Genomic DNA, 20,511 nt, shown 5'->3' with positions numbered 1-20,511 from the left:
TAATTGGCATAGCGAGAGTCAACAAGCACATGCTCTATTTTTTCGACATGTTAGGTACAGCCGTATTTGCAATTTCGGGTGTACTGTTAGCTGGCCGTTTGCGGATGGATCCTTTTGGTGTCGTCGTGTTAGCGGCAGTAACGGCCATTGGTGGTGGTACAATTCGTGATATGGCATTAGATGCTGGGCCAGTCTTTTGGATCACCGATCCACTTTACTTGGTTGTTATTTTTGTGACCTGTGCATTGACGATGTTATTAGTACGACGACCAAGGCAGATTGCTTGGTGGATTTTGCCAGTACTTGATGCGATTGGCTTGGCGGTATTTTTAGGAATTGGTGTGAATAAAGCACTGGCCAATGGCGCAGGGCCAATGGTAGCGGTAGTCATGGGAGTCATTACCGGAGTGGGCGGCGGTATTATTCGTGATGTATTAGCACGTGAAATTCCGATGGTATTACGTACTGAAATTTATGCAACCGCCTGTATTGTGGGGGGGATCTTGCATACCAGCGCATTGCAGTATGGTGTGGCTCCCCAAACGGCAATGTTATTAGGGTTATTTGCAACATTAGGTATTCGTTTAGCGGCAATCCGTTGGAAATTGAAATTACCTACATTCAGAATTGATTGAGTAGGATTTGTATAAATAACATTTGCTTATACATGCAGTTTTTTGATTTTGTTGTATTAAAAATCAGCAACTAGCACGATGAGTAGTAGACGCAGTGATTGTGATTCCCTATAATCACTTACATTCGGCCCCATAGCTCAGTGGTTAGAGCAGGCGACTCATAATCGCTTGGTCCCCCGTTCAAACCGGGGTGGGGCCACCAAATACAGACTCGATAAAGATAAGGGCTTTGCTGTTTATACAGCAAGGCCCTTATTGTTCTGCGATGTTTATAGTGAGGCTACAAACACAACTCTTCCAGTGCATAGTCATTGAGAATATCGATACTTTTTAGCTCGCGTTGTAGGCGATATTTATCTTTTAACGCTTCAATTTCACGCCATTTCCGTTTTTTTTGCTGTTGTTTTCCTCCACGTGAAGCCTTATCACTGATTTCAGTTTCGTCGAAGAAATACCCTTCCATGGTCACCTCGTTACGTGGTTAATCTGTATTGGTAATAGCACAGCACTATGAAAAATAGAATAAGTTAATGACGGTTTTGTTGAGCGGAGATGAAATATTTTTAAGGGTGTGATCAGTACCCTTGTTAGTACTAAAAAAGGCGCGTAATACGCACCTTTTTGTATATTTTTTGGTGATTGTAACGGGGTATTTACACGAAGCAGAAAAATTACAGACGCGCACTAATCATGGTTTCGAGTTTACCCTGATCGACGGCAAATTTACGGATCCCATCAGCAAGTTTTTCTACTGCCATTGCATCTTGGTTGTGTTGCCAGTAGAACTCTGATTCGGTCATGGCGACTGGGCGTGGTAAAATTTCCCCCTGATAAGCCAATTTACATGGCAACTCACCCTTAGCTTCTGCCAGCTCTTGCAGCAGGTTCGGGCCTATGGTCAAACGGTCACAACCGGCCAGTTCAGTGATTTCACCGATATTGCGGAAACTTGCGCCCATAACCACCGTATTATAACCATGCTGTTTATAGTAGTTATAAATATGGGTAACTGAAATCACACCAGGATCATCATGTGGTGCAAAGGTTTTTGTTTCGGTATTGGCTTTATACCAATCCATGATCCGGCCAACAAATGGGGAGATCAAAAATGCGCCAACTTCTGCACAGGCACGGGCTTGCGCAAAAGAGAACAGTAGTGTCAGATTACAGTTGATCCCCTCTTTTTCCAGCACTTCCGCTGCTTTAATACCCTGCCATGTAGAGGCCAATTTGATCAAAATACGATCATTACTGATACCTGCTTCATTATATAAACGCATCAGCTTACGGGCTTTAACTAAGCTAGCTTCAGTATCATAAGAGAGACGAGCGTCGACCTCTGTTGAAATACGGCCGGGCACAATTTTTAAGATTTCTAAACCGATATTAACAGCTAATTTATCAGCAGCATCAACAACTTGCTGATTTTTATCATTACTCTGTGCTTTTGCATAAGCGATAGCATCATCAATTAACGGTGCATAATCAGGGATTTGAGCAGCATTGAGAATTAATGATGGATTGGTTGTTGCATCTTCTGGTTGGTAGCGTTTAATCGCTTCAATATCACCAGTATCAGCAACTACAGTAGTGAGTTTGCGCAGAGCAGAGAGTTTATCAGCCATGAGTATTTTCTCGACGTTAGAGTGTTTAAATATACCGGAAGTGTCGATCTCCGGGCCATTTCAGAACACGTCTGCTGCTCATCACACCAAATCTATATATCTGATGTATTGTTATCCGCATACCCGTGACACTAAATATCATCACATAACAATAAGCAATCGTACTCATCAATCCAGAAAGTGATGATAAAACAGTGCGATATTTTGGTGTAAATATGAAATTCAGTGTTTATATTGAGTGCAGACTCTTCCTTGTTGGCATCTGATAATAGCACGCAGTAGGATCTTGAGTAAGGATAAGATTTTTGACTGAGCGAGCTATTTGATGTGATCTTTGTAACAATTTGCAGTGTATGATATGTTTGTTTAGCGCAAACGTTTGGTTATTAATTGCAAATTGACCTTTTTATCGGTACACCGTTACCCTGTTTGCGTTCAACGGCAAAATAATATCGTACGCTTAACTTTCGCCGAGAATTTAACGCGGTACGGCATAAGCTCTTATCAGAGCATACATAATAATATTCATAATTTTTAATTCGTGGTTAACTTTTTTTTGCTGAGGATTTGCTGTGAATGCCTTAATCTCATTTATTAACGATCTCTTATGGGGATCGGTACTGATCTATTTTCTATTGGGTGCAGGTATTTACTTTACCTTGCGATTAGGCTTTTTACAGGTGCGTCATTTTGGCCACATGTTCTCGATTTTACGCCGAAGCCGCCGTTCTGACTCCTCAGGGATCTCCTCTTTTCAAGCGTTGTGTACCAGTTTGGCTGCCCGCGTTGGTACCGGTAATCTGGCCGGTGTTGCCGTTGCACTCACCCTTGGTGGGCCGGGTGCAATTTTCTGGATGTGGCTGGTGGCTTTTATTGGTATGGCTACCGCTTTTGTTGAAAGTACACTGGCACAGCTATATAAAACCAAAGATGAGCAAGGTAACTACCGTGGAGGCCCAGCTTATTACATGGAAAAAGGCTTAGGCATGCGCCGCATGGGTATGCTGTTTTCAGTCTTTTTAATCATTGCTTTTGGTCTGGTTTTCAACGCGGTACAGTCAAATTCCATTGCACAAGCTATGCACGTAGCGTTTGGTATTCCACAAATTGCTGTGGGTGCTGGATTAGTGGTACTCACCGCCATTATCATTTTTGGTGGTATTCGCACTATCGCCCGAGTGGCTGAGTTGGTTGTACCGGTGATGGCGCTGGTTTACCTGCTGCTGGCTCTGTATGTGGTCGGGATTAATATTGAGAAACTGCCGGATGTTATCATGCTGATTATCCGCAGTGCGTTTGGCTGGGAAGAAGCGGCGGCGGGTGCATTGGCTTATACCATCAGTCAGGCTATGATTAACGGCGTAAAACGTGGCCTGTTCTCGAACGAAGCGGGTATGGGTTCTGCACCTAATGCGGCAGCAGCGGCATCGCCATACCCACCACATCCGGCCTCACAAGGCTATGTACAGATGCTGGGTGTCTTTATGGATACTATCGTTATCTGTACGGCAACTGCAGCGATCATCCTAACTTCTGGCACGCTGGAAACGGCGCAGGGCATGAGCGGTATTGATCTGACCCAACGCGCGCTCTCTACCGCTGTTGGTGATTGGGGGGCAATTTTCATCGCTGTTGCGGTGTTCTTTTTTGCCTTTACCTCAATCATTGCTAACTATGCGTATGCAGAAACCAACTTAGTTTTCCTTGAGCATAAAAGCACGACCGGTTTAGCACTGTTCCGCTGTTTAGTATTGGGTATGGTTGCTTTTGGTACGCTGGCTGATTTACCAATGGTCTGGGCAATGGCTGATATCTCAATGGGAATGATGGCGTTGACCAACCTGATTGCTATCCTACTGCTTTCAGGCACTGCGATTAAGCTGGCAAAAGATTATAATGAGCAACTTGACTCAGGAAAGTTGCCGGTCTTTGATGTCCGCAAGTATCCTGAGCTGCACAGCCAGTTAGAGCCGGGAATTTGGGATGATCCTGAAGCCCTGAAAAAAATGGCCGAGTAATTATCGGTTAATGTTTTGGTCAACATCAGGGGTTGCAGAAAAGCACCCTGATTGGCCACTCTACCACTGAAAAGCCACGCCAGTGTTGCCTGCAACCTGAGCGTGGCTTTTTGCTGTCTGAACGCGATAAACTGCAGACTCTGTGAATACGTTACCTTCGGTGTTTACTGTGGGCATCTGTTTTTTTCATATCTGTTTTTAATGTTTGGCCGACAACAACCATAAGGATACGGCAGTTATGCTGACAGTTATTTCTCCGGCAAAAACGCTTGATTATACATCTGAACTTGCCACTGAACGTTACAGCCAGCCACAATTATTGCAAGACTCTAGCGCGCTGATTAGCTTGTGCCGTGACCTTACACCTGCACAGATTGGTTCACTGATGAAGATCAGTGATACGCTGGCAGGTCTTAACACAGCACGTTTTGCTGAATGGCAGCCTGATTTTACGCCAGAAAATGCTCGCCCAGCACTGTTGGCATTTAAGGGCGATGTCTACACCGGTTTACAGGCTGAGAGTTTTTCAGAGGTTGATTTTGATACTGCGCAGCAACATTTGCGTATTTTGTCAGGGTTATACGGCGTATTGCGTCCACTGGATTTGATGCAACCTTATCGGTTAGAGATGGGCACGAAACTGGCTAATCCGGCAGGTAAAGATCTATATCAGTTTTGGGGTAATCGTATTACTCAGACACTCAATCAAGCATTAATTGATCAAGGTGATAATATTTTGATCAACTTAGCATCTGATGAGTATTTTAAAGCGGTAAAGTTACGCGAGTTGAATGCAACTGTGATTAAACCAGTATTTTTGGATCAAAAAAATGGGCAATACAAAGTCATTAGTTTTTATGCAAAAAAAGCCCGTGGGTTAATGAGCCGTTATATTATTCAGCATCAATTAACACAGCCTGAGCAACTGCTTGATTTTACACTTGAAGGATATTATTACTCAGAGGCTGACTCTACACTAACGATACCGGTATTTAAGCGCGAGCATGAAGCGTGATAGTGAGTAAACAAGGAGTGACACACTTAAACATGCTTTATTACAAGGTAACACTAGCAGTGGCGTTAATATTAAAAACAGTGATATAAAATACCCAGCAAATTAATATTGAAGATAAGTTGAGTACACGATGAATATTATTGCTATTCCAGGAAAAATGCCTGCAACTAAAACATGGATTAATCAGGTTGTAAATACTATAGGCTTACCTGATTTAAACTTAACAACGCATTCGTTACAAGCGTGGCAACATCCGGCTGCAGAATTTAATCTTGCTGAAGAAGTTGAGCATATACCTGAAGGTAAGTTTGATACCGTGGTTGCTAAATCAATTGGTACATTAATGACATTGCAAGCACTGGATAAACTGAAAGTGAAAAATATCATTTTTATTGGTATTGCACTCTCTTTATACTCTGATGCGGATAAAGCAACGCTACGTGAACTTTCAGAAAATGATCAGGTTAATTTATTGATTATTCAGCAGGATAGTGATCCGTTCGGACACTTCTCGGTGGTTCAACAGGCGGTAAACAGCCAGCGTTGCCATTGTATCGAGGTGCAGGGTGATGATCACTTGTATTCCGATGTTTCCGAACTGGGCACACTTATCTCTGCGTGGTTATCCTCAAAATAGTATTGTGGTTAATGATTTAATTTTCTGGCGGGGTATTCCGCCAGAAAATGCTAAAATATATTATTAAGATATCGTTATTTATATTACTAACAATTAATTTATTCATCATCAAACAAGTTATCATCAAAGTAGTAATAATTATAATTTACTAAACTCATTTAATGCTTGCATAGCTTGTTGTGCCTGTGATATTGGCACAAAAATATGGTCATGGTAATAGGCGGCAACAACATTCGCACTGATATTATAATCAGCGAGTTTTCCGGCAACGGCTGCTGTTAAACCTACTGCATCGAGGCTTGAGTGTATGGTTAACGTAATCATATTAAATACAGATGAATAAGAGAGTGCTAATGTGTCGGCATGTTGTTGCAATAATATTGCCGTTATTCCCTCTTGCTCAGTAAATAGGCCTTGTGGCTGATATGCCAATATATCTGGCAAAGCTGATTTTACAACAGTAACAAAGACATAGTCACCGGTGTTGAGTGCTGGTTGCATATTTTTAAGTAAAATAGCTAAATGAGTTTCACCGTAAGCCTCTTTTTCCTTATTCATTATCTCTTCCTTTGTCGTCACTGTTTTTAATGATTTTTCATCAATATATCAGAACAACATAATGTTTGAATGGCAGTAATGTATTTTTGGTAAGAGTAGATTAATAAGGATAAAGCATTATTTATAGTGGAGTGAGCGATAAGAAAGGGAGGTGTTTTTTTTGTTATTTTTATCCCGGTGTTTTTCTCACGTTTGTTTTACGCTTATTGGTCTTCCCATATAAACTTAATGCAGAAGTAAACGACCAAAATAAAAAAAGCCCATATTGGGCTTTTTTTATGACAGTTTAGGCACTGTGACGATTAATCGTCGTAATCGTCATCTGCAGCACGTTTAGCCGCTTGCTCGCGTTTGTGCGCAGCCTTAGCCGCCGCTTCCTGCTTATGCTTGGCTTCTACGTTTGCTTCATTGCTGGCTGCACGACGCTTACCGATATTCTTTTTATCCCGATGACGGATTTTAGTTTTCTCGGTGTCTTTTTGTTCCAACTTGTCAGCACGTTTCTTTTTGATACGCTCTTTTTGCTTTTTCGATGGACCACGGCGACCTTCATGCTTCGGCGCTTTGGTGCTCGGGCGTAGCTCATCAATCACTCGGTATTTAAGCGGATCATCGATATAACGGGTAATTTTACCCAGCAGATCAAAATCATGCGCTTCAACCAGTGAGATGGCAGTACCTTTACGGCCCATACGACCGGTACGGCCAATACGGTGTAAATAGGCATCAGCAGTACGCGGCATGTCAAAGTTGAACACATGGCTGACATCATCAATGTCGATACCACGTGAAGCGACATCGGTTGCAACCAGTACGCTGATTTCGCCATTTTTTAGCTTATCAATTGCACGGGTACGCTGAGTTTGCGCCATTTCACCTTCAAGGAAACCGGCCACAATACCGTGCTTATGCAGAGCATCAACCAGCTCACGAACACGTTCACGCTTACGCACAAATACAATGGTACGGGTGACATCTTCTTGCTTGAGCAAGTGTGCCAGTTGCGCAGTTTTGTGTTCTACATCATCAGAACGGTAGTACCACTGCAGGATCTTCTTGCGCTCACGACGGCTCGGTTCGGCTTCAATCTTAATTGGATCATTGAGCAGACGGTCAGCAAAGTCGGTCAGCAAATCACCTTCAAGCGTCGCAGAGAACAAGAAGGTCTGCTTACGCCAGCGGGTTTCTGCTGCGATTTTCTCAGCATCCTGACCAAAGCCCATTTGCAGCAGGCGGTCGGCTTCGTCAAAGATCAGAATTTCAACAGCGCGGCAATCAAAGTTCTCTTCTTTGATGTACTGCAACAGACGCCCTGGGGTGGCAACCACGATGTCCTGATTTTGGCTGAACACTTCAGCATGGTTCAAATAGGCAACGCCACCAGTAATGGTTGCAATGGCTAAGTTGGTGTGTGCTGCCAGCTCACGCGCTTGATCAGCCACTTGCATTGCCAGCTCACGTGTTGGAGCAAGTACCAGTACGCGCGGTGTACCCGGTTTTCTACGCGGGTAATCCAGCAAATGCTGAATTGCAGGCAACAAGAACGCAGCGGTTTTACCCGTACCTGTCGGGGCTGACCCCATGACATCGCGCCCTTCCATGGCGGCTGGAATGGTCTCACTTTGAATCACTGTTGGGCGTTCGTAACCCTTATCTTTCAGTGCGGCCAGAAGACGTTTGTCGAGATCTAATTCTGTAAATTGTGTCGCTACCATGGTTCACCTCTTATACGAGGGGGAAATTATAACCTTGCCGGCGTTTTGCTTCACGCCTCTTCACGCTTAATTGCATTTCGCCTATGCTTGGCAACCTTTTTGCGGAGAGATACCATGTCTGATAACCCCTTCTTACTCAACAATAACAGTGAAGAAATCCCCCAAAAAACACCCCGTAATCTGGCGCGTAATGGGTTTACCTTCAAGCAGTTTTTTGTCGCGCACGATCGTTGTGCCATGAAGGTCGGAACAGATGGGATCTTGCTCGGAGCGTGGTCGCCAATAAACGGCGCGGCAAAGATTCTGGATATCGGATCGGGAACCGGCCTGATAGCTCTGATGTTAGCACAACGCACCCCTGCTAATACACAGATTACGGCAGTTGAATTAGACAATATAGCTGCAGAGCAAGCAAAAGAAAATATTGCTGCTTCACCTTGGCAGCATAAAATCAGGTTATCTAACCAGTCTATTCAGCAATTTTCGCAGCATAATCTGTTGAAGTTTGATCTCGTTGTCTCTAATCCCCCCTATTTTGAATCTGGCGTAGCCTGTCGTGATACTGCCAGAGATGCAGCACGTTATACCGATACACTCAGCCATGAAGTGCTGTTGCAGAGTGCGTGTCGAGTATTAGCGCCCACCGGCCGCGTGTGTCTGGTTTTGCCGTTTGATGTTGCTGAGCCTATATGTGCATTAGCGCAAGATTTTGGTCTGTTTTGTTATCAAGCTATAGCTGTTTTTAGCCGTGAAGGGAAAAAAGCACAACGTATTCTGCTGGAATTTGGATTTGTCAGACAAGATAGGCAGGATAAAAAACTAGTTATTAATGCAATGCATGGAGTTTATCACTGCGATTATCGTGATCTAACAAAAGATTTTTACCTTTTTTTCTGAGTGCATTGCGCTGCCAGTATCGATCATAGATGATGCTTTTTAGTGCAAAGTTGCCAGAGGGTTATTCTGATTAACAACTATTTCACCGCAATAGTAAGGATAAAAGCACCGACTGTTGCGCAGAATATCGCCTTTGTTGTTGCCCTACCATTTTCGCATTAACCGGGTTTCATCAGATATCGTGCGCCTGAAGGTGTGATTTATTCAGCCTTATTTGTTGCTTTTATACCGGTTATGTACTGATAGATATTGCTAAGTAAAGAGGTGTAGCCGTGAAACAGACATTGAGATGGCAGGATATAATGGGGTTGGGCATGATGACCTTTGCCTTCTTTTTAGGCGCTGGAAATATTATTTTTCCTCCGTTAGCTGGCCAACTAGCGGGTGATCACTCTGTACTTGCTACTCTGGGCTTTCTTACCACGGCTGTTGGTTTACCTCTCATTTCCATTATTGCCGTGGCACGTTCCGGTGGTGGTTTACCTAATATGACCCGTGACCTTCCTGCAGGGTTTGGTACATTTGCATCTGTGCTTTTGTTTATTGTGATTGGCCCTGCGTTTGCTGCACCGCGTACCGGTTTAGTGGCATATGAAATGGCTATGAAGCCCTATTTCAGTGCGCCTGATGGCACAACACAAATGCTGATAACGGCCGGATTTTTTGCGCTGGCAGTGATGTTGTCATGGAGTCGGGGGGCGTTAATTGACAGTATCGGTAAAGTGATGACCCCGATTTTGTTCTTGTTGCTGGCTGTGTTAGCGATCGCCGTTGTGGTTGCCCCGCAAGGTGCGGTACAAGCTGCACAGGGTGATTATATTCATTCACCGTTTACCAAAGGTTTCTTGGATGGTTATAACACCATGGATACCTTTGCTGCGCTAATGTTCGGTATGCTGATTGTAGATGTGATCCGCAGTAAAGGGATTACAGATAACAAGGTTACCTGTAAATATTTGATTATTGCCGGTCTGATTGCGGCAGCGGGTTTGGCATTTGTCTATATTTCGCTGTTTCGATTAGGGGCAACATCGGCCACCATTGCAGGCGGTTTGGATAATGGCGGCGCAATATTTGCTGTTTATGTTCAAGCGTTGTTTGGTCAACCAGGTCAGTGGATTTTATCTGCCGTGGTGATTTTAGCCTGTATGACTACTGCCGTAGGGTTACTTTGTGCCTGCTCTGATTACTTCTCAAGTTTGACACCGTTTTCGTATCGCCAGTGGGTAGTGGTATTGGGGGTTATTTGTGCGGTTGTGGCCAATGTTGGCTTGAGTACTCTAATTAGCCTATCAGTACCCGTATTATATGCTCTATACCCATTGGCCGTTGGCTTAGTGATGCTGACATTTGCTCGCCCATGGTTGAAAAATCCGGCTTTAGGTTATCGCTTAGTACTCAGTGTTGCCTTGGTCTTTAGTCTGATGGATGCGGCTGTTGCTGCAGGTGCAAATTTGTCAGTGATGAATTTTTTACCGCTGTTTAATAAGAGTATGGCATGGGTATTACCAACCGTGGTTGCACTGGCCGTTGCGCTGATGCTGCCAAGCCGTGAAAGTGAAAGTAAAATACAAACAGTGTGATGATAAAAACATAATCTGCTGATCAAAAAAGCCATCTTATCGTGCGTTATCCATAGAACACAGTGAGATGGCTTTTTGTTGGTGATGAGCACCCATTATAGTGGCTATTTTTCGCTGCTATAATGAGTATCAATGAATATCCATAAAAAACGCATGATGGGAGATGTTAGAGCAACGCCTCAATTTCTAACAAAATTTGCTCACTCCACTGTGCAATGCGTTGATCACTGAGTGTGTATTGATTCTCTTCATCAAGCGCCAACCCAACAAAGGTTTGGTTATCTGCAGTCAGTGCTTTTGATGCGACAAACGTATAACCATCAACGGGCCAATAACCAATACACTGCGCACCACAGGTGAGCAACTTATCGTGCAATAACCCCATTGCATCCAGAAACCATTCGCCATATCCTACTTGATCACCTAAGCCATATAGTGCAATGATTTTTGTTGAGAGATCAAGATCATCGAGTGTATGCCAAATGGCATCCCAATCTTCTTGTCGTTCGCCAAAATCCCAAGTAGAGATCCCTAAAATTAATACATCATAATCACACATTTGTGTCAGTGGGGTCTCTTTTACATTGTGCAACGTGACTAAATCAGCACCTATTGCATCGCGGATTTTCTCTGCGGCCATTTCGGTGTAGCAGGTTGTTGAGCCATAAAATAAGCCAAATTTCATGCCAGATACCCTGTGATAATGTAATCTTTTCTCAGTGTACCAGAAATTACCAGCGTATCTGATCTGTACTGTTTTCTTGATAAAGGCGAGTAAATATCAGGCTGTATTGGTCATTATCTTGGGTCTATTTCCACCAGAATGTTAAGGGGTTGGTGTGCAGCAAGATCAGCATGTAGTTGAGCAGTTTTTAGATGCGATGTGGGTAGAACGAAATCTTTCAGAAAATACATTAGCATCTTATCGACATGATCTCGCACAACTTGTTGAGATGTTACAACGCGAACAAAGCACATTGTTAAGTGCTTCAATCAATGAACTGCAAGCCTTTATGGCTGAACGGTTAGATAAAGGTTATAAAGCCAGTAGCTCTGCTCGTATGCTCAGTGCAATGCGCCGGTTATTTCAGTATTTGTACCGTGAGAAACTGCGTGGCGATGATCCGAGTGTGGCACTGTCATCACCGCAATTACCTGCCCGTTTGCCAAAAGATTTAAGTGAACTGCAAGTGGAACGGCTGATGGCTGCACCTAATCCAGAACACCCTCTTGAACTGCGCGATAAAGCCATGTTAGAGCTGCTGTATGCTGCTGGGCTGCGGGTCTCTGAATTAGTCGGGTTGACGATGGATTGCCTAAGCTTACGGCAAGGGGTTATTCGTGTTGTGGGGAAAGGAAATAAAGAGCGGTTAGTGCCGATGGGCGAAGAGTCACTCTATTGGGTTGAGCGATTTTTAACCTATGGGAGAGCTGCGCTATTACATGATCGATCTTCGGATGTGGTATTTCCAAGTCTACGTGGTACACAGATGACACGGCAAACGTTTTGGTATCGTATCAAGCACTACGCGGTGATTGCCGGAATTGATGCTGAAAAGTTATCACCACACGTATTGCGCCACGCTTTTGCAACACACCTGCTCAATCATGGCGCCGATTTGCGTGTCGTACAAATGTTACTGGGGCACAGTGATTTATCCACCACACAAATTTATACTCATGTGGCTACCGAACGCCTAAAGCAGTTGCATGAGCAACACCACCCTAGGGCATAACGGGCTCTTTTAAGTGATAGCCAAGTTGCGGGTATTCAATCACACAATGCGTATAATAAAGACATACATATTACGTATAATAAAATGTTATATATCATTAAGCAGGATAACTTATGAAAAAGACGTTAACGTTAGCCGCATTGCTGACTACCTTTGCTTTTAGTGCTGCACACGCTGATGATCAAACCATTAAAACGAAATTGATAGGGTTAGGTATTGAAAATCCGGTGATTCAACCTTCGCCACTTGCCGGCATGAAAACAGTGCTGACTGAAAATGGTGTGTTATATGTTAGTGACAATGGCGAATTTGTTCTGCAAGGCCCGATGTTTCAACTCAGCGCCAAGCAGCCGGTAAATGTAACCAATCAACTGCTGATGCAAGAGCTGGCCAAGTTTGATAAAGAGATGATTGTCTACAAAGCCAAAGATCAAAAATATGTAGTCACTGTGTTTACTGACATTACGTGTGGATATTGCCGTAAATTGCACGATGAAATAAAAGAGTATAATGATCTGGGCATTACTATTCGTTATATGGCCTTCCCACGTTATGGCGTAGGTTCGAATGCGGCGAATGAAATGGCTGGAATTTGGGCATCGGCTGATCCAAAACAAGCGTTTACAGATGCATTTGCAGGAAAAACAGTTCCAGCGAAAGACAGTAAAGACTCTATTATTGCTAAACAGTTTACATTGGGTCATCAGTTTGGCATTCAAGGTACGCCAGCAATGTTATTGCCAAATGGCGATATGCTACCTGGATATCGAGATCCTAAAGCACTGCTTGAAGTACTTAAGGCTGCCAGCAAATAATCTGCAATGTGTGTTGTTCTCGTAATAACCTGATCCCGTATGATGTTGATAAATAAGATATTATTACATCATACGGGTAAATATATGGGTTTAAGATAAAATGCTGCGTTCTTCTGTATATCTGTAATAAACACTGTTTAGCCATCAGAATCGGTATTTATTCCCGTTAATTAACCGCTTTTGTCTACCACATCTGTGCTTTTTCTGCGCTGTTTTTTATCTTGTTATGCTGTTAGGAACACCATGAATACTGAAATTTGCCGTCGTCCGCAGGTCGATGATTCGCATCTTGCGGAGGTATTTCCACCGTTTTTACGTCAGATTTATGCCCGACGTGGTGTAAGTGCTTTGCAGCAGTTAGATCGCTCAATTAAACATCTGCTCGATTATCGTCAACTGCAAGGAATTGAGCAGGCGACTCAGCTTTTGCAACAGGCTATTTATGCTGATCGTCAAATTACTATTGTGGGTGATTTTGATGCTGATGGTGCAACGAGTACCGCACTGAGTGTTTTAGCACTACGATCATTAGGCGCAAGGCGGGTTAACTTTTTGGTTCCAAACCGCTTTGAAGATGGCTACGGTCTCAGCCCAGAGGTGGTGATCCAAGCTCAAGCGTTAGGTGCAGAGTTGATTATGACGGTAGATAACGGCATTTCATCGCACAGCGGCGTGCAGGAAGCGCATGCGCGCGGCATACAGGTATTAATCACCGATCACCATCTGCAAGGCACTACGCTGCCCGATGCTGATGCCATCGTCAACCCGAACTTGCATAGTTGCCACTTTCCTTCTAAAGCACTGGCTGGTGTGGGTGTGGCTTTTTACCTGATGCTGGCTTTACGGGCAGCGTTACGCACTGATAATTGGTTCTCTCGTCAGGAGATTAATGAACCTAATTTAGCAGAACTGCTAGACTTAGTCGCATTAGGCAGTGTTGCTGATGTTGTACCACTTGATGCTAATAACCGCCTACTGATCTGGCAAGGGCTAAACCGTATTCGTGCAGGGCGTTGTCGACCCGGTATTTTAGCTTTGCTGGAAGTAGCAAATAGAGATCCGCGTCAATTAGTGGCCAGTGATTTAGGCTTTGCTCTTGGCCCGCGTCTGAACGCTGCAGGGCGTTTGGATAATATGTCAATTGGCGTGACATTGCTCTTATGTGAAGAGATGAGCGTGGCCCGTGAGATAGCTTGTGATCTTGATGTGTTAAACCAAACTCGGCGAGAAATTGAGCAGGGTATGCAGCAAGAGGCACTGAATCTTTGTCAAAAATTAGATCAAGATCATAATTTACTACCATGCGGGCTTGCACTGTTTCATCCAGAGTGGCATCAAGGAGTGGTAGGTATTTTAGCTTCTCGTATTAAAGAGCGTTTTCATCGGCCTGTGATTGCGTTTGCACCTGCAGGTGATGGGATTTTAAAAGGTTCAGGACGCTCAATTGTTGGCTTACATATGCGTGATGCACTGGAGCGGTTAGATTCACAAAATCCAGGGTTAATTCAGCGTTTTGGTGGGCATGCCATGGCTGCTGGATTATCGATAGATGAGGCGCAATTTTCCCGTTTTCAGCACTGTTTTGCCAATATTGTTACCGAGTGGTTAGATGAGTCAGCACTGCAAGGCAAAATTTGGAGTGATGGGGAGTTACCCACAGCGTTAATGACGATAGAAACAGCAGAGATGCTACGTCAAGCTGGCCCATGGGGGCAAGGGTTTAACGAACCACTGTTTGATGGCGAGTTTACCTTGTTGCAGCAGCGCAAAGTCGGTGATAAGCATCTGAAAATGTTGCTTGAACCTATTGCAGGTGGCCCGATGCTTGATGCGATAGCATTTAATGTAGACACCACATTATGGCCAGACCCAACAGTACGACAAGTACGGCTTGCATACCGCTTAGAGATTAATGAATTTCGTGGTAATCGGAATGTACAACTGTTAGTTGAGCATATCGACGCGTTATGATGATACTCACGATGCAATGAGTATGAACTGACCTTGTAACTTCGGGCGTTAATCCGCTAGACTCCAAGTGTTTTGGCCAAAATAATGAGTAAAGACGCAAATTACTATGTTTGAAATTAATCCTGTAAAAAACGGTATTCAAGACCTGAGCGAACGCACCAATACCCTTCGGGGGTATCTTTGACTACGATGCTAAAAAAGAGCGTCTAGAAGAAGTTAATGCGGAATTAGAGCAACCTGATGTCTGGAATGAACCTGATCGAGCTCAAGCGTTGGGTAAAGAGCGTGCGAGTTTAGAAGCTGTTGTCAATACTATTGATGATCTGGATCAGGGCTTAGAAGATGTCGAAGGGCTGCTAGAGCTGGCCGTTGAAGCGGAAGATGAAGAGACCTTCAATGAAGCGGTGGCTGAGTTAGCAGAGTTAGAAAAAAAACTGGCCAAACTGGAATTTCGCCGGATGTTCTCAGGCCCGAATGACAGTTCAGATTGCTACCTTGATCTGCAAGCCGGCTCCGGTGGTACAGAAGCACAAGATTGGGCCAGCATGCTGCTGCGTATGTATCTGCGCTGGGCAGAGAGCAAAGGCTTTAAGACTGAAGTGATGGACGAGTCTGATGGTGATGTTGCTGGCATTAAAGGCGCAACCATTAAGATTAGCGGTGAATATGCTTACGGCTGGTTACGTACCGAGACCGGCGTTCACCGTTTAGTGCGCAAAAGCCCATTTGATTCAGGTGGCCGCCGCCATACCTCATTTAGCTCTGCGTTTGTCTATCCAGAAATTGATGACAATATTGATATTGATATTAATCCTGCCGACTTACGTATTGATGTTTATCGCGCCTCAGGTGCAGGTGGGCAACACGTAAACCGAACTGAATCTGCGGTGCGGATTACACATATACCGACTAACACTGTCGTGCAGTGTCAAAATGACCGTTCGCAACATAAGAACAAAGATCAGTGTATGAAGCAGTTGAAAGCCAAACTTTATGAGTTGGAACTGCAAAAACAAAATGCTGAAAAACAAGCGATGGAAGACACTAAGTCTGACATCGGCTGGGGTAGTCAGATTCGCTCTTATGTTTTGGATGACTCCCGCATTAAAGATTTACGTACAGGAATCGAAAATCGCAATACACAAGCTGTATTGGATGGTGATTTAGATCGCTTTATTGAGGCAAGTTTAAAAGCCGGATTGTAAGGAACTCCCATGTCTGAACAACAAAATCTTGAGCAAGAAAGTACATTAGATCTGAACAGTGAAATGGCAACCCGCCGTGCAAAGTTGGCAGCTCTGCGCGAAGAGGGGATTGCTTTTCCAAATGATTTCCGTCGTGACAGCATTTCTAACGAGGTGCATGCCGCGTTTGATGATAAGTCTAAGGAAGAGTTAGAAGCACTGAACAAAGAAGTGGTAGTGGCTGGCCGTATCATGACCCGTCGTATCATGGGTAAAGCTGCTTTCGTCACTTTGCAGGATATGGGTGGTCAGATCCAGCTGTATGTATCTCGTGATGATCTGCCAGAAGGCGTTTACAACGAGAAGTTCAAGAAATGGGACATGGGCGATATCGTTGGTGCACGCGGTAAGTTGTTTAAGACACAAACTGGCGAACTGACGATTCACTGTACAGAAGTGCGTTTGCTGACTAAAGCACTGCGCCCTCTGCCAGACAAGTTCCACGGCCTATCAGATACTGAAATGCGCTATCGTCAGCGTTATTTAGATTTGATTACTAGCCCAGAATCTCGTCGTACGTTTGAGATCCGCTCAAAAGTGATCAGCGGTATTCGCCGTTATTTAGAAGATCAAAACTTCGTTGAAGTCGAAACACCAATGCTGCACCCGATTCCAGGTGGAACAACAGCACTGCCGTTTTCTACCCACCATAATGCGCTGGATCAAGAGATGTTCTTGCGTATCGCACCTGAGTTGTATTTGAAGCGTCTGGTTGTGGGTGGGATGGAGCGTGTATTCGAAGTTAACCGTAACTTCCGTAACGAAGGCTTATCAGCACGCCACAACCCTGAGTTCACCATGCTTGAGTTTTATCAGGCATACGCAGACTACAACGATCTGATGGATAAAACCGAAGATATGTTCCGTACTCTGGCGATGAACATTCTGGGTTCAACCACCGTTCATTACGGTGATCATGTGTATGATTTTAGCAAGCCATTTGACCGTTTAACGCCTGCTGAAGCAACAATTAAGTATACTGACCTGACTATCGATAAGCTTGATACGCTGGAAGCGGCACGTGCAACGTGTGATGCGCACAAGATCAAGTACCAGCCGCAGTGGGGCGTAGGCCGTCTGCAAGTTGAGATCTTCGAAGAGCTGGCTGAACACTGCCTGATCCAACCAACCTTTATCACTAAGCATCCGGCAGAGACTTCTCCGCTGGCACGTGCTAACGATGAAGATGCAAGTGTAACTGACCGTTTTGAGCTGTTCATCGGTGCACGTGAAATTGCCAATGCTTACTCTGAGTTGAATGACCCAGAAGACCAAGATCGCCGTTTCCGCCAGCAACTGGTAGAGCGTGATTCAGGTGATGCTGAAGCTATGCATTATGATGCGGAATACATCATGGCAATGGAATACGGCCTACCACCAACAGCAGGTGAAGGTATCGGTATCGACCGTTTGGCAATGATTTTTGCTAACGCACCGAGTATCCGTGATGTGATCCTGTTCCCGGCAATGCGTCCACAAAAATAAGTGACTATCATCCGGTATCTGAGAGTATCGGTATGTTAGCCATATCAGAAAACGGAGTCGGTTGACTCCGTTTTTTTTATGCTGTGATTCAGTGGTACTGTACTTAGTATTTGAGTCTGCCGTGTTATTGGCTGAGATACAGTGCACGGAAACACATTTCTATACTGTTTCTTGCTTAATTCTCAATCAGTTAAGCTTTTGATTGCTTGCAGTCATCGCTAAGAAGGTTATAATCAAACCTACGTTACGGGTATTACGCGTAGCGGCTTTTGCTTTTGCAAGTCAGACTTTAGTGATGCGGGTGTAGTTCAATGGTAGAACGGTAGCTTCCCAAGCTGCATACGAGGGTTCGATTCCCTTCACCCGCTCCAATATCTATTTTTCTGTTTTAACTCTCTTTTCTCTGATTATTTCCTTCTCTTTTGTCATGTATGTTGTAGGAAAATCTGGTTCTGCGTTGTGCTAGAGCCGTATATCTGCAAAATAACTCTTTGTTGTTCCTGATATTTTTGATGTTTTAATTTATTCATTACTTCATTACTTCATTACTTCATTACTTCATTACTTTGTTTACTCCTCTTGTTAAGTTTGGGTTTTTAAAGAAAAGCGTGTTTTCGTTTTAGCGCGCGCAAAAAGATCACGCAAGATGGCATATGGTTGTCGAGAAATTGTAAGCAGTGGGATAATAAAAAAGAAATAGAACCTTACAGACAAAAAAAAGCCCCAAAAGTTGGGGCTTTTTCTATGATTACCGCGTGTGTAATAACCGGTTAATTATCGGTTTGCCGTATCTGCTATATTCTCTTCAGTAATGGTTTTGGTGGCGGTATCAGTGGCGACTTCAGAGATAATCTCTGAGGCTGAATGCCCACCTTCTGTTTCTTGTGTTTTTGTTGCACTAAAATGTCTTTCATAATGATAGGCATGTTCGCCCAGCCCATCAAAATCGAGCCCTTCTTCTTGTACATCATCAGGTGTTCTTAGCTCACCATTGCGATCGACAATTTTGAGAATAAACTTCGTCACAAACCAAGAGTATACGCAGACAATAACAACACCCACTATCTGAATAAAGACTTGATATGCACTGGCATTGACTTTATCAATGGTTTTACTGGCTAAAACACCCAGTAAAATAGAGCCGACTATCCCGCCAACACCGTGCGCACGGAACACTTCTAATGCATCATCAATGCCTAGATGCTCTTGGATGTGTTTAGCAAAATAACAGGCAGTTGCGCCTATCAAACCAATTAAGATAGCTGAACTAGGCTCTACATAGCCAGCCGCAGGTGTGATGGTGGCTAACCCTGAAACAGCGCCGACTAATACACCAGAGAATGATGGGCGGCCTCGTTCACGCCACTCCCAGAACATCCAAACAAGCATTGCTGTTGAGCCTGATAGCGTAGTGTTAGTGAAAGCATAAGCAGCAAGTTGGTTGGCAGCATATGCGCCACCTGAGTTAAACCCAAACCAACCAAACCACAGCAACCCTGCACCTACAGCAACGAGCGGTAAGTTTGCAGGCAGCTCTTTTTCACCTTTACGCACGCTAACACGTTTACCCACATACACGGCAGTGGCCAGTGCTGACATGCCCGCAGTGGCATGAATAACAATGCCCCCAGCGAAATCAACTACGCCCAGAGAGGATAAAAAGCCGCCACCCCAGATCCAGTGGGCAACAGGAATATAAATAAGCAGTGTCCACAAAATGACGAATTTTAAGTATGGCCCAAATCTGAAACGGCCTGCAAATGCACCGGTAATCAGCGCAGGTGCGATAATGGCAAACATCATCTGATAGGCAAAAAACAGAATAAATGGCACACTCGGTGCGTATGTATCATTAGGAACAGCACCAATGTGATTCATGCCCATAAACTGGGTAAATGAACCAATTACGCCAGCAACATCATGCCCAAAAGCAAGGCTGAACCCCCCAAACACCCAAATAATTGAAACAACACCCATACAGATAAAGTTTTGGAGCATGATGGTCAAAGAGTCACGCTCGCGCACTAAACCACCGTAAAACAGCGCCAAACCCGGAGTCATCAATAAGACCAATGCGGTACATAACAGCACAAACGCTGTATCACCAGTGTTCAAAATATCCATATGCTTTCCTTTTCATCGCATATAAATTTTTACAAAGAGCGCATCACCCACGCTATCAATAGTGGCTAAACAATGGGGCGCTGGCCTGGTTTTTTGATTTTTCTATCAGTAAAAGAGGTATCAAACTGCACTTTTGCAACTTTTTTCATTGGCAAATAATTGCGTATGTATTTGATATCAAAAGATTTTTACTCATTTACTACTACGAGATGATCATTAACCTTCAGTACCATACCCAGATCTTGTGTTGCAATGAGTTGGCTATATGTAAAAGATTTTATGATTTGTAGCGGTCTATTCCTGACAATAAGAGTAAGACAGCCAGTCAGTTCACTGAGAGTCAAAACAGGCAGAGGGTATTTCTATAGCCATGGAACTTGGCAGACTTTTGTCTTTTGTAGATAATCTGTCATGGTGGTTTGTGCTAGAAAGGCGGGATATTGACGGGGTATG

General features: G+C 44.0%; 17 protein-coding genes and 2 tRNA genes. 13 read left to right on the top strand and 6 right to left on the bottom strand.

Annotated elements, in window-relative coordinates; translation table 11 throughout:
- Window positions 1–29 precede the first annotated feature (29 nt).
- Complete coding sequence (locus tag ACRC53_RS08875; RefSeq protein WP_438643095.1) at window positions 30–635, top strand: TRIC cation channel family protein; 606 nt, start codon at window positions 30–32, stop codon at window positions 633–635.
- Window positions 636–761: 126 nt separating this feature from the next.
- Window positions 762–837, top strand: a tRNA-Ile gene (locus tag ACRC53_RS08870).
- A gap of 78 nt (window positions 838–915) precedes the next feature.
- Here the strand turns inward: ACRC53_RS08870 and ACRC53_RS08865 are convergent.
- Window positions 916–1,098 carry a DUF3545 family protein gene (locus ACRC53_RS08865; RefSeq protein WP_438643094.1) on the bottom strand — a complete coding sequence of 61 codons (183 nt, stop codon included), beginning with the start codon at window positions 1,096–1,098 and terminating at the stop codon, window positions 916–918.
- A gap of 208 nt (window positions 1,099–1,306) precedes the next feature.
- Entirely contained in the window at window positions 1,307–2,260 is a 954-nt protein-coding gene (gene tal, locus ACRC53_RS08860) for a transaldolase (RefSeq protein WP_438643093.1), read from the bottom strand.
- A gap of 572 nt (window positions 2,261–2,832) precedes the next feature.
- On the opposite strand from tal, the gene ACRC53_RS08855 reads away from it, so the two are divergent.
- From ACRC53_RS08855 to ACRC53_RS08845, 3 genes are all read left to right on the top strand, one after another.
- A complete protein-coding gene (locus ACRC53_RS08855) occupies window positions 2,833–4,278 on the top strand; it encodes an alanine/glycine:cation symporter family protein (protein ID WP_438623522.1) in 1,446 nt (481 codons plus the stop codon).
- 238 nt (window positions 4,279–4,516) lie between these two features.
- Window positions 4,517–5,293, top strand: a complete 777-nt coding sequence (gene yaaA, locus ACRC53_RS08850; RefSeq protein ID WP_438643092.1) for a peroxide stress protein YaaA — start codon at window positions 4,517–4,519, stop codon at window positions 5,291–5,293.
- Window positions 5,294–5,423: 130 nt separating this feature from the next.
- The gene (locus ACRC53_RS08845) at window positions 5,424–5,930 is read left to right on the top strand and encodes an alpha/beta family hydrolase (RefSeq protein WP_438643091.1); all 507 of its coding nucleotides are present in this window, start codon (window positions 5,424–5,426) and stop codon (window positions 5,928–5,930) included.
- A gap of 138 nt (window positions 5,931–6,068) precedes the next feature.
- On the opposite strand, the gene ACRC53_RS08840 is transcribed toward ACRC53_RS08845, so the two are convergent.
- Complete coding sequence (locus ACRC53_RS08840; protein WP_438643090.1) at window positions 6,069–6,488, bottom strand: ACT domain-containing protein; 420 nt, start codon at window positions 6,486–6,488, stop codon at window positions 6,069–6,071.
- A 302-nt stretch (window positions 6,489–6,790) separates the two neighbouring features.
- Window positions 6,791–8,203 carry an ATP-dependent RNA helicase SrmB gene (srmB, locus tag ACRC53_RS08835; RefSeq protein WP_438640432.1) on the bottom strand — a complete coding sequence of 471 codons (1,413 nt, stop codon included), beginning with the start codon at window positions 8,201–8,203 and terminating at the stop codon, window positions 6,791–6,793.
- A gap of 114 nt (window positions 8,204–8,317) precedes the next feature.
- Here srmB and ACRC53_RS08830 point away from each other — a divergent pair, with 114 nt between their 5' ends.
- On the top strand, window positions 8,318–9,100 hold the full coding sequence (locus tag ACRC53_RS08830; RefSeq protein WP_438643089.1) for a tRNA1(Val) (adenine(37)-N6)-methyltransferase: 783 nt from the start codon (window positions 8,318–8,320) through the stop codon (window positions 9,098–9,100).
- 272 nt (window positions 9,101–9,372) lie between these two features.
- Window positions 9,373–10,683, top strand: coding sequence for a branched-chain amino acid transport system II carrier protein (gene brnQ / locus ACRC53_RS08825; protein ID WP_438643088.1), 1,311 nt, complete (start codon window positions 9,373–9,375; stop codon window positions 10,681–10,683).
- Between the two features lie 166 nt (window positions 10,684–10,849).
- Here brnQ and fldB read toward each other — a convergent pair whose 3' ends face one another.
- Window positions 10,850–11,368, bottom strand: a complete 519-nt coding sequence (fldB, locus tag ACRC53_RS08820) for a flavodoxin FldB (protein WP_438643087.1) — start codon at window positions 11,366–11,368, stop codon at window positions 10,850–10,852.
- A 154-nt stretch (window positions 11,369–11,522) separates the two neighbouring features.
- On the opposite strand from fldB, the gene xerD reads away from it, so the two are divergent.
- From xerD to ACRC53_RS08790, 6 genes are all read left to right on the top strand, one after another.
- On the top strand, window positions 11,523–12,419 hold the full coding sequence (gene xerD, locus ACRC53_RS08815) for a site-specific tyrosine recombinase XerD (RefSeq protein WP_438643086.1): 897 nt from the start codon (window positions 11,523–11,525) through the stop codon (window positions 12,417–12,419).
- A 113-nt stretch (window positions 12,420–12,532) separates the two neighbouring features.
- Window positions 12,533–13,234: a bifunctional protein-disulfide isomerase/oxidoreductase DsbC gene (gene dsbC / locus ACRC53_RS08810; RefSeq protein ID WP_438643085.1), complete on the top strand. Its 702-nt coding sequence runs from the start codon at window positions 12,533–12,535 to the stop codon at window positions 13,232–13,234.
- 243 nt (window positions 13,235–13,477) lie between these two features.
- Window positions 13,478–15,205: a single-stranded-DNA-specific exonuclease RecJ gene (gene recJ, locus ACRC53_RS08805; protein ID WP_438643084.1), complete on the top strand. Its 1,728-nt coding sequence runs from the start codon at window positions 13,478–13,480 to the stop codon at window positions 15,203–15,205.
- A gap of 106 nt (window positions 15,206–15,311) precedes the next feature.
- Window positions 15,312–16,410 (top strand): peptide chain release factor 2 gene (gene prfB, locus ACRC53_RS08800; RefSeq protein WP_438643083.1). Its coding sequence is split into 2 segments (ribosomal slippage): window positions 15,312–15,386 and window positions 15,388–16,410, totalling 1,098 coding nucleotides; the frame shifts between segments, so codons are not numbered across the junction.
- Window positions 16,411–16,419: 9 nt separating this feature from the next.
- Entirely contained in the window at window positions 16,420–17,934 is a 1,515-nt protein-coding gene (gene lysS / locus ACRC53_RS08795; RefSeq protein ID WP_438643082.1) for a lysine--tRNA ligase, read from the top strand.
- A 297-nt stretch (window positions 17,935–18,231) separates the two neighbouring features.
- Window positions 18,232–18,305, top strand: a tRNA-Gly gene (locus tag ACRC53_RS08790).
- A gap of 403 nt (window positions 18,306–18,708) precedes the next feature.
- Here ACRC53_RS08790 and ACRC53_RS08785 read toward each other — a convergent pair.
- Window positions 18,709–20,058 carry an ammonium transporter gene (locus ACRC53_RS08785; protein WP_438643081.1) on the bottom strand — a complete coding sequence of 450 codons (1,350 nt, stop codon included), beginning with the start codon at window positions 20,056–20,058 and terminating at the stop codon, window positions 18,709–18,711.
- Window positions 20,059–20,511 lie beyond the last annotated feature (453 nt).

It is taken from the genome of Plesiomonas sp. (assembly GCF_051652165.1).
In the GTDB taxonomy this organism is placed as follows: Bacteria; Pseudomonadota; Gammaproteobacteria; order Enterobacterales; family CAMTGL01; genus Plesiomonas.
The sequence above is the reverse complement of the archived record's forward strand: the minus strand, read 5'-3'. Positions and strand labels throughout refer to the sequence as shown.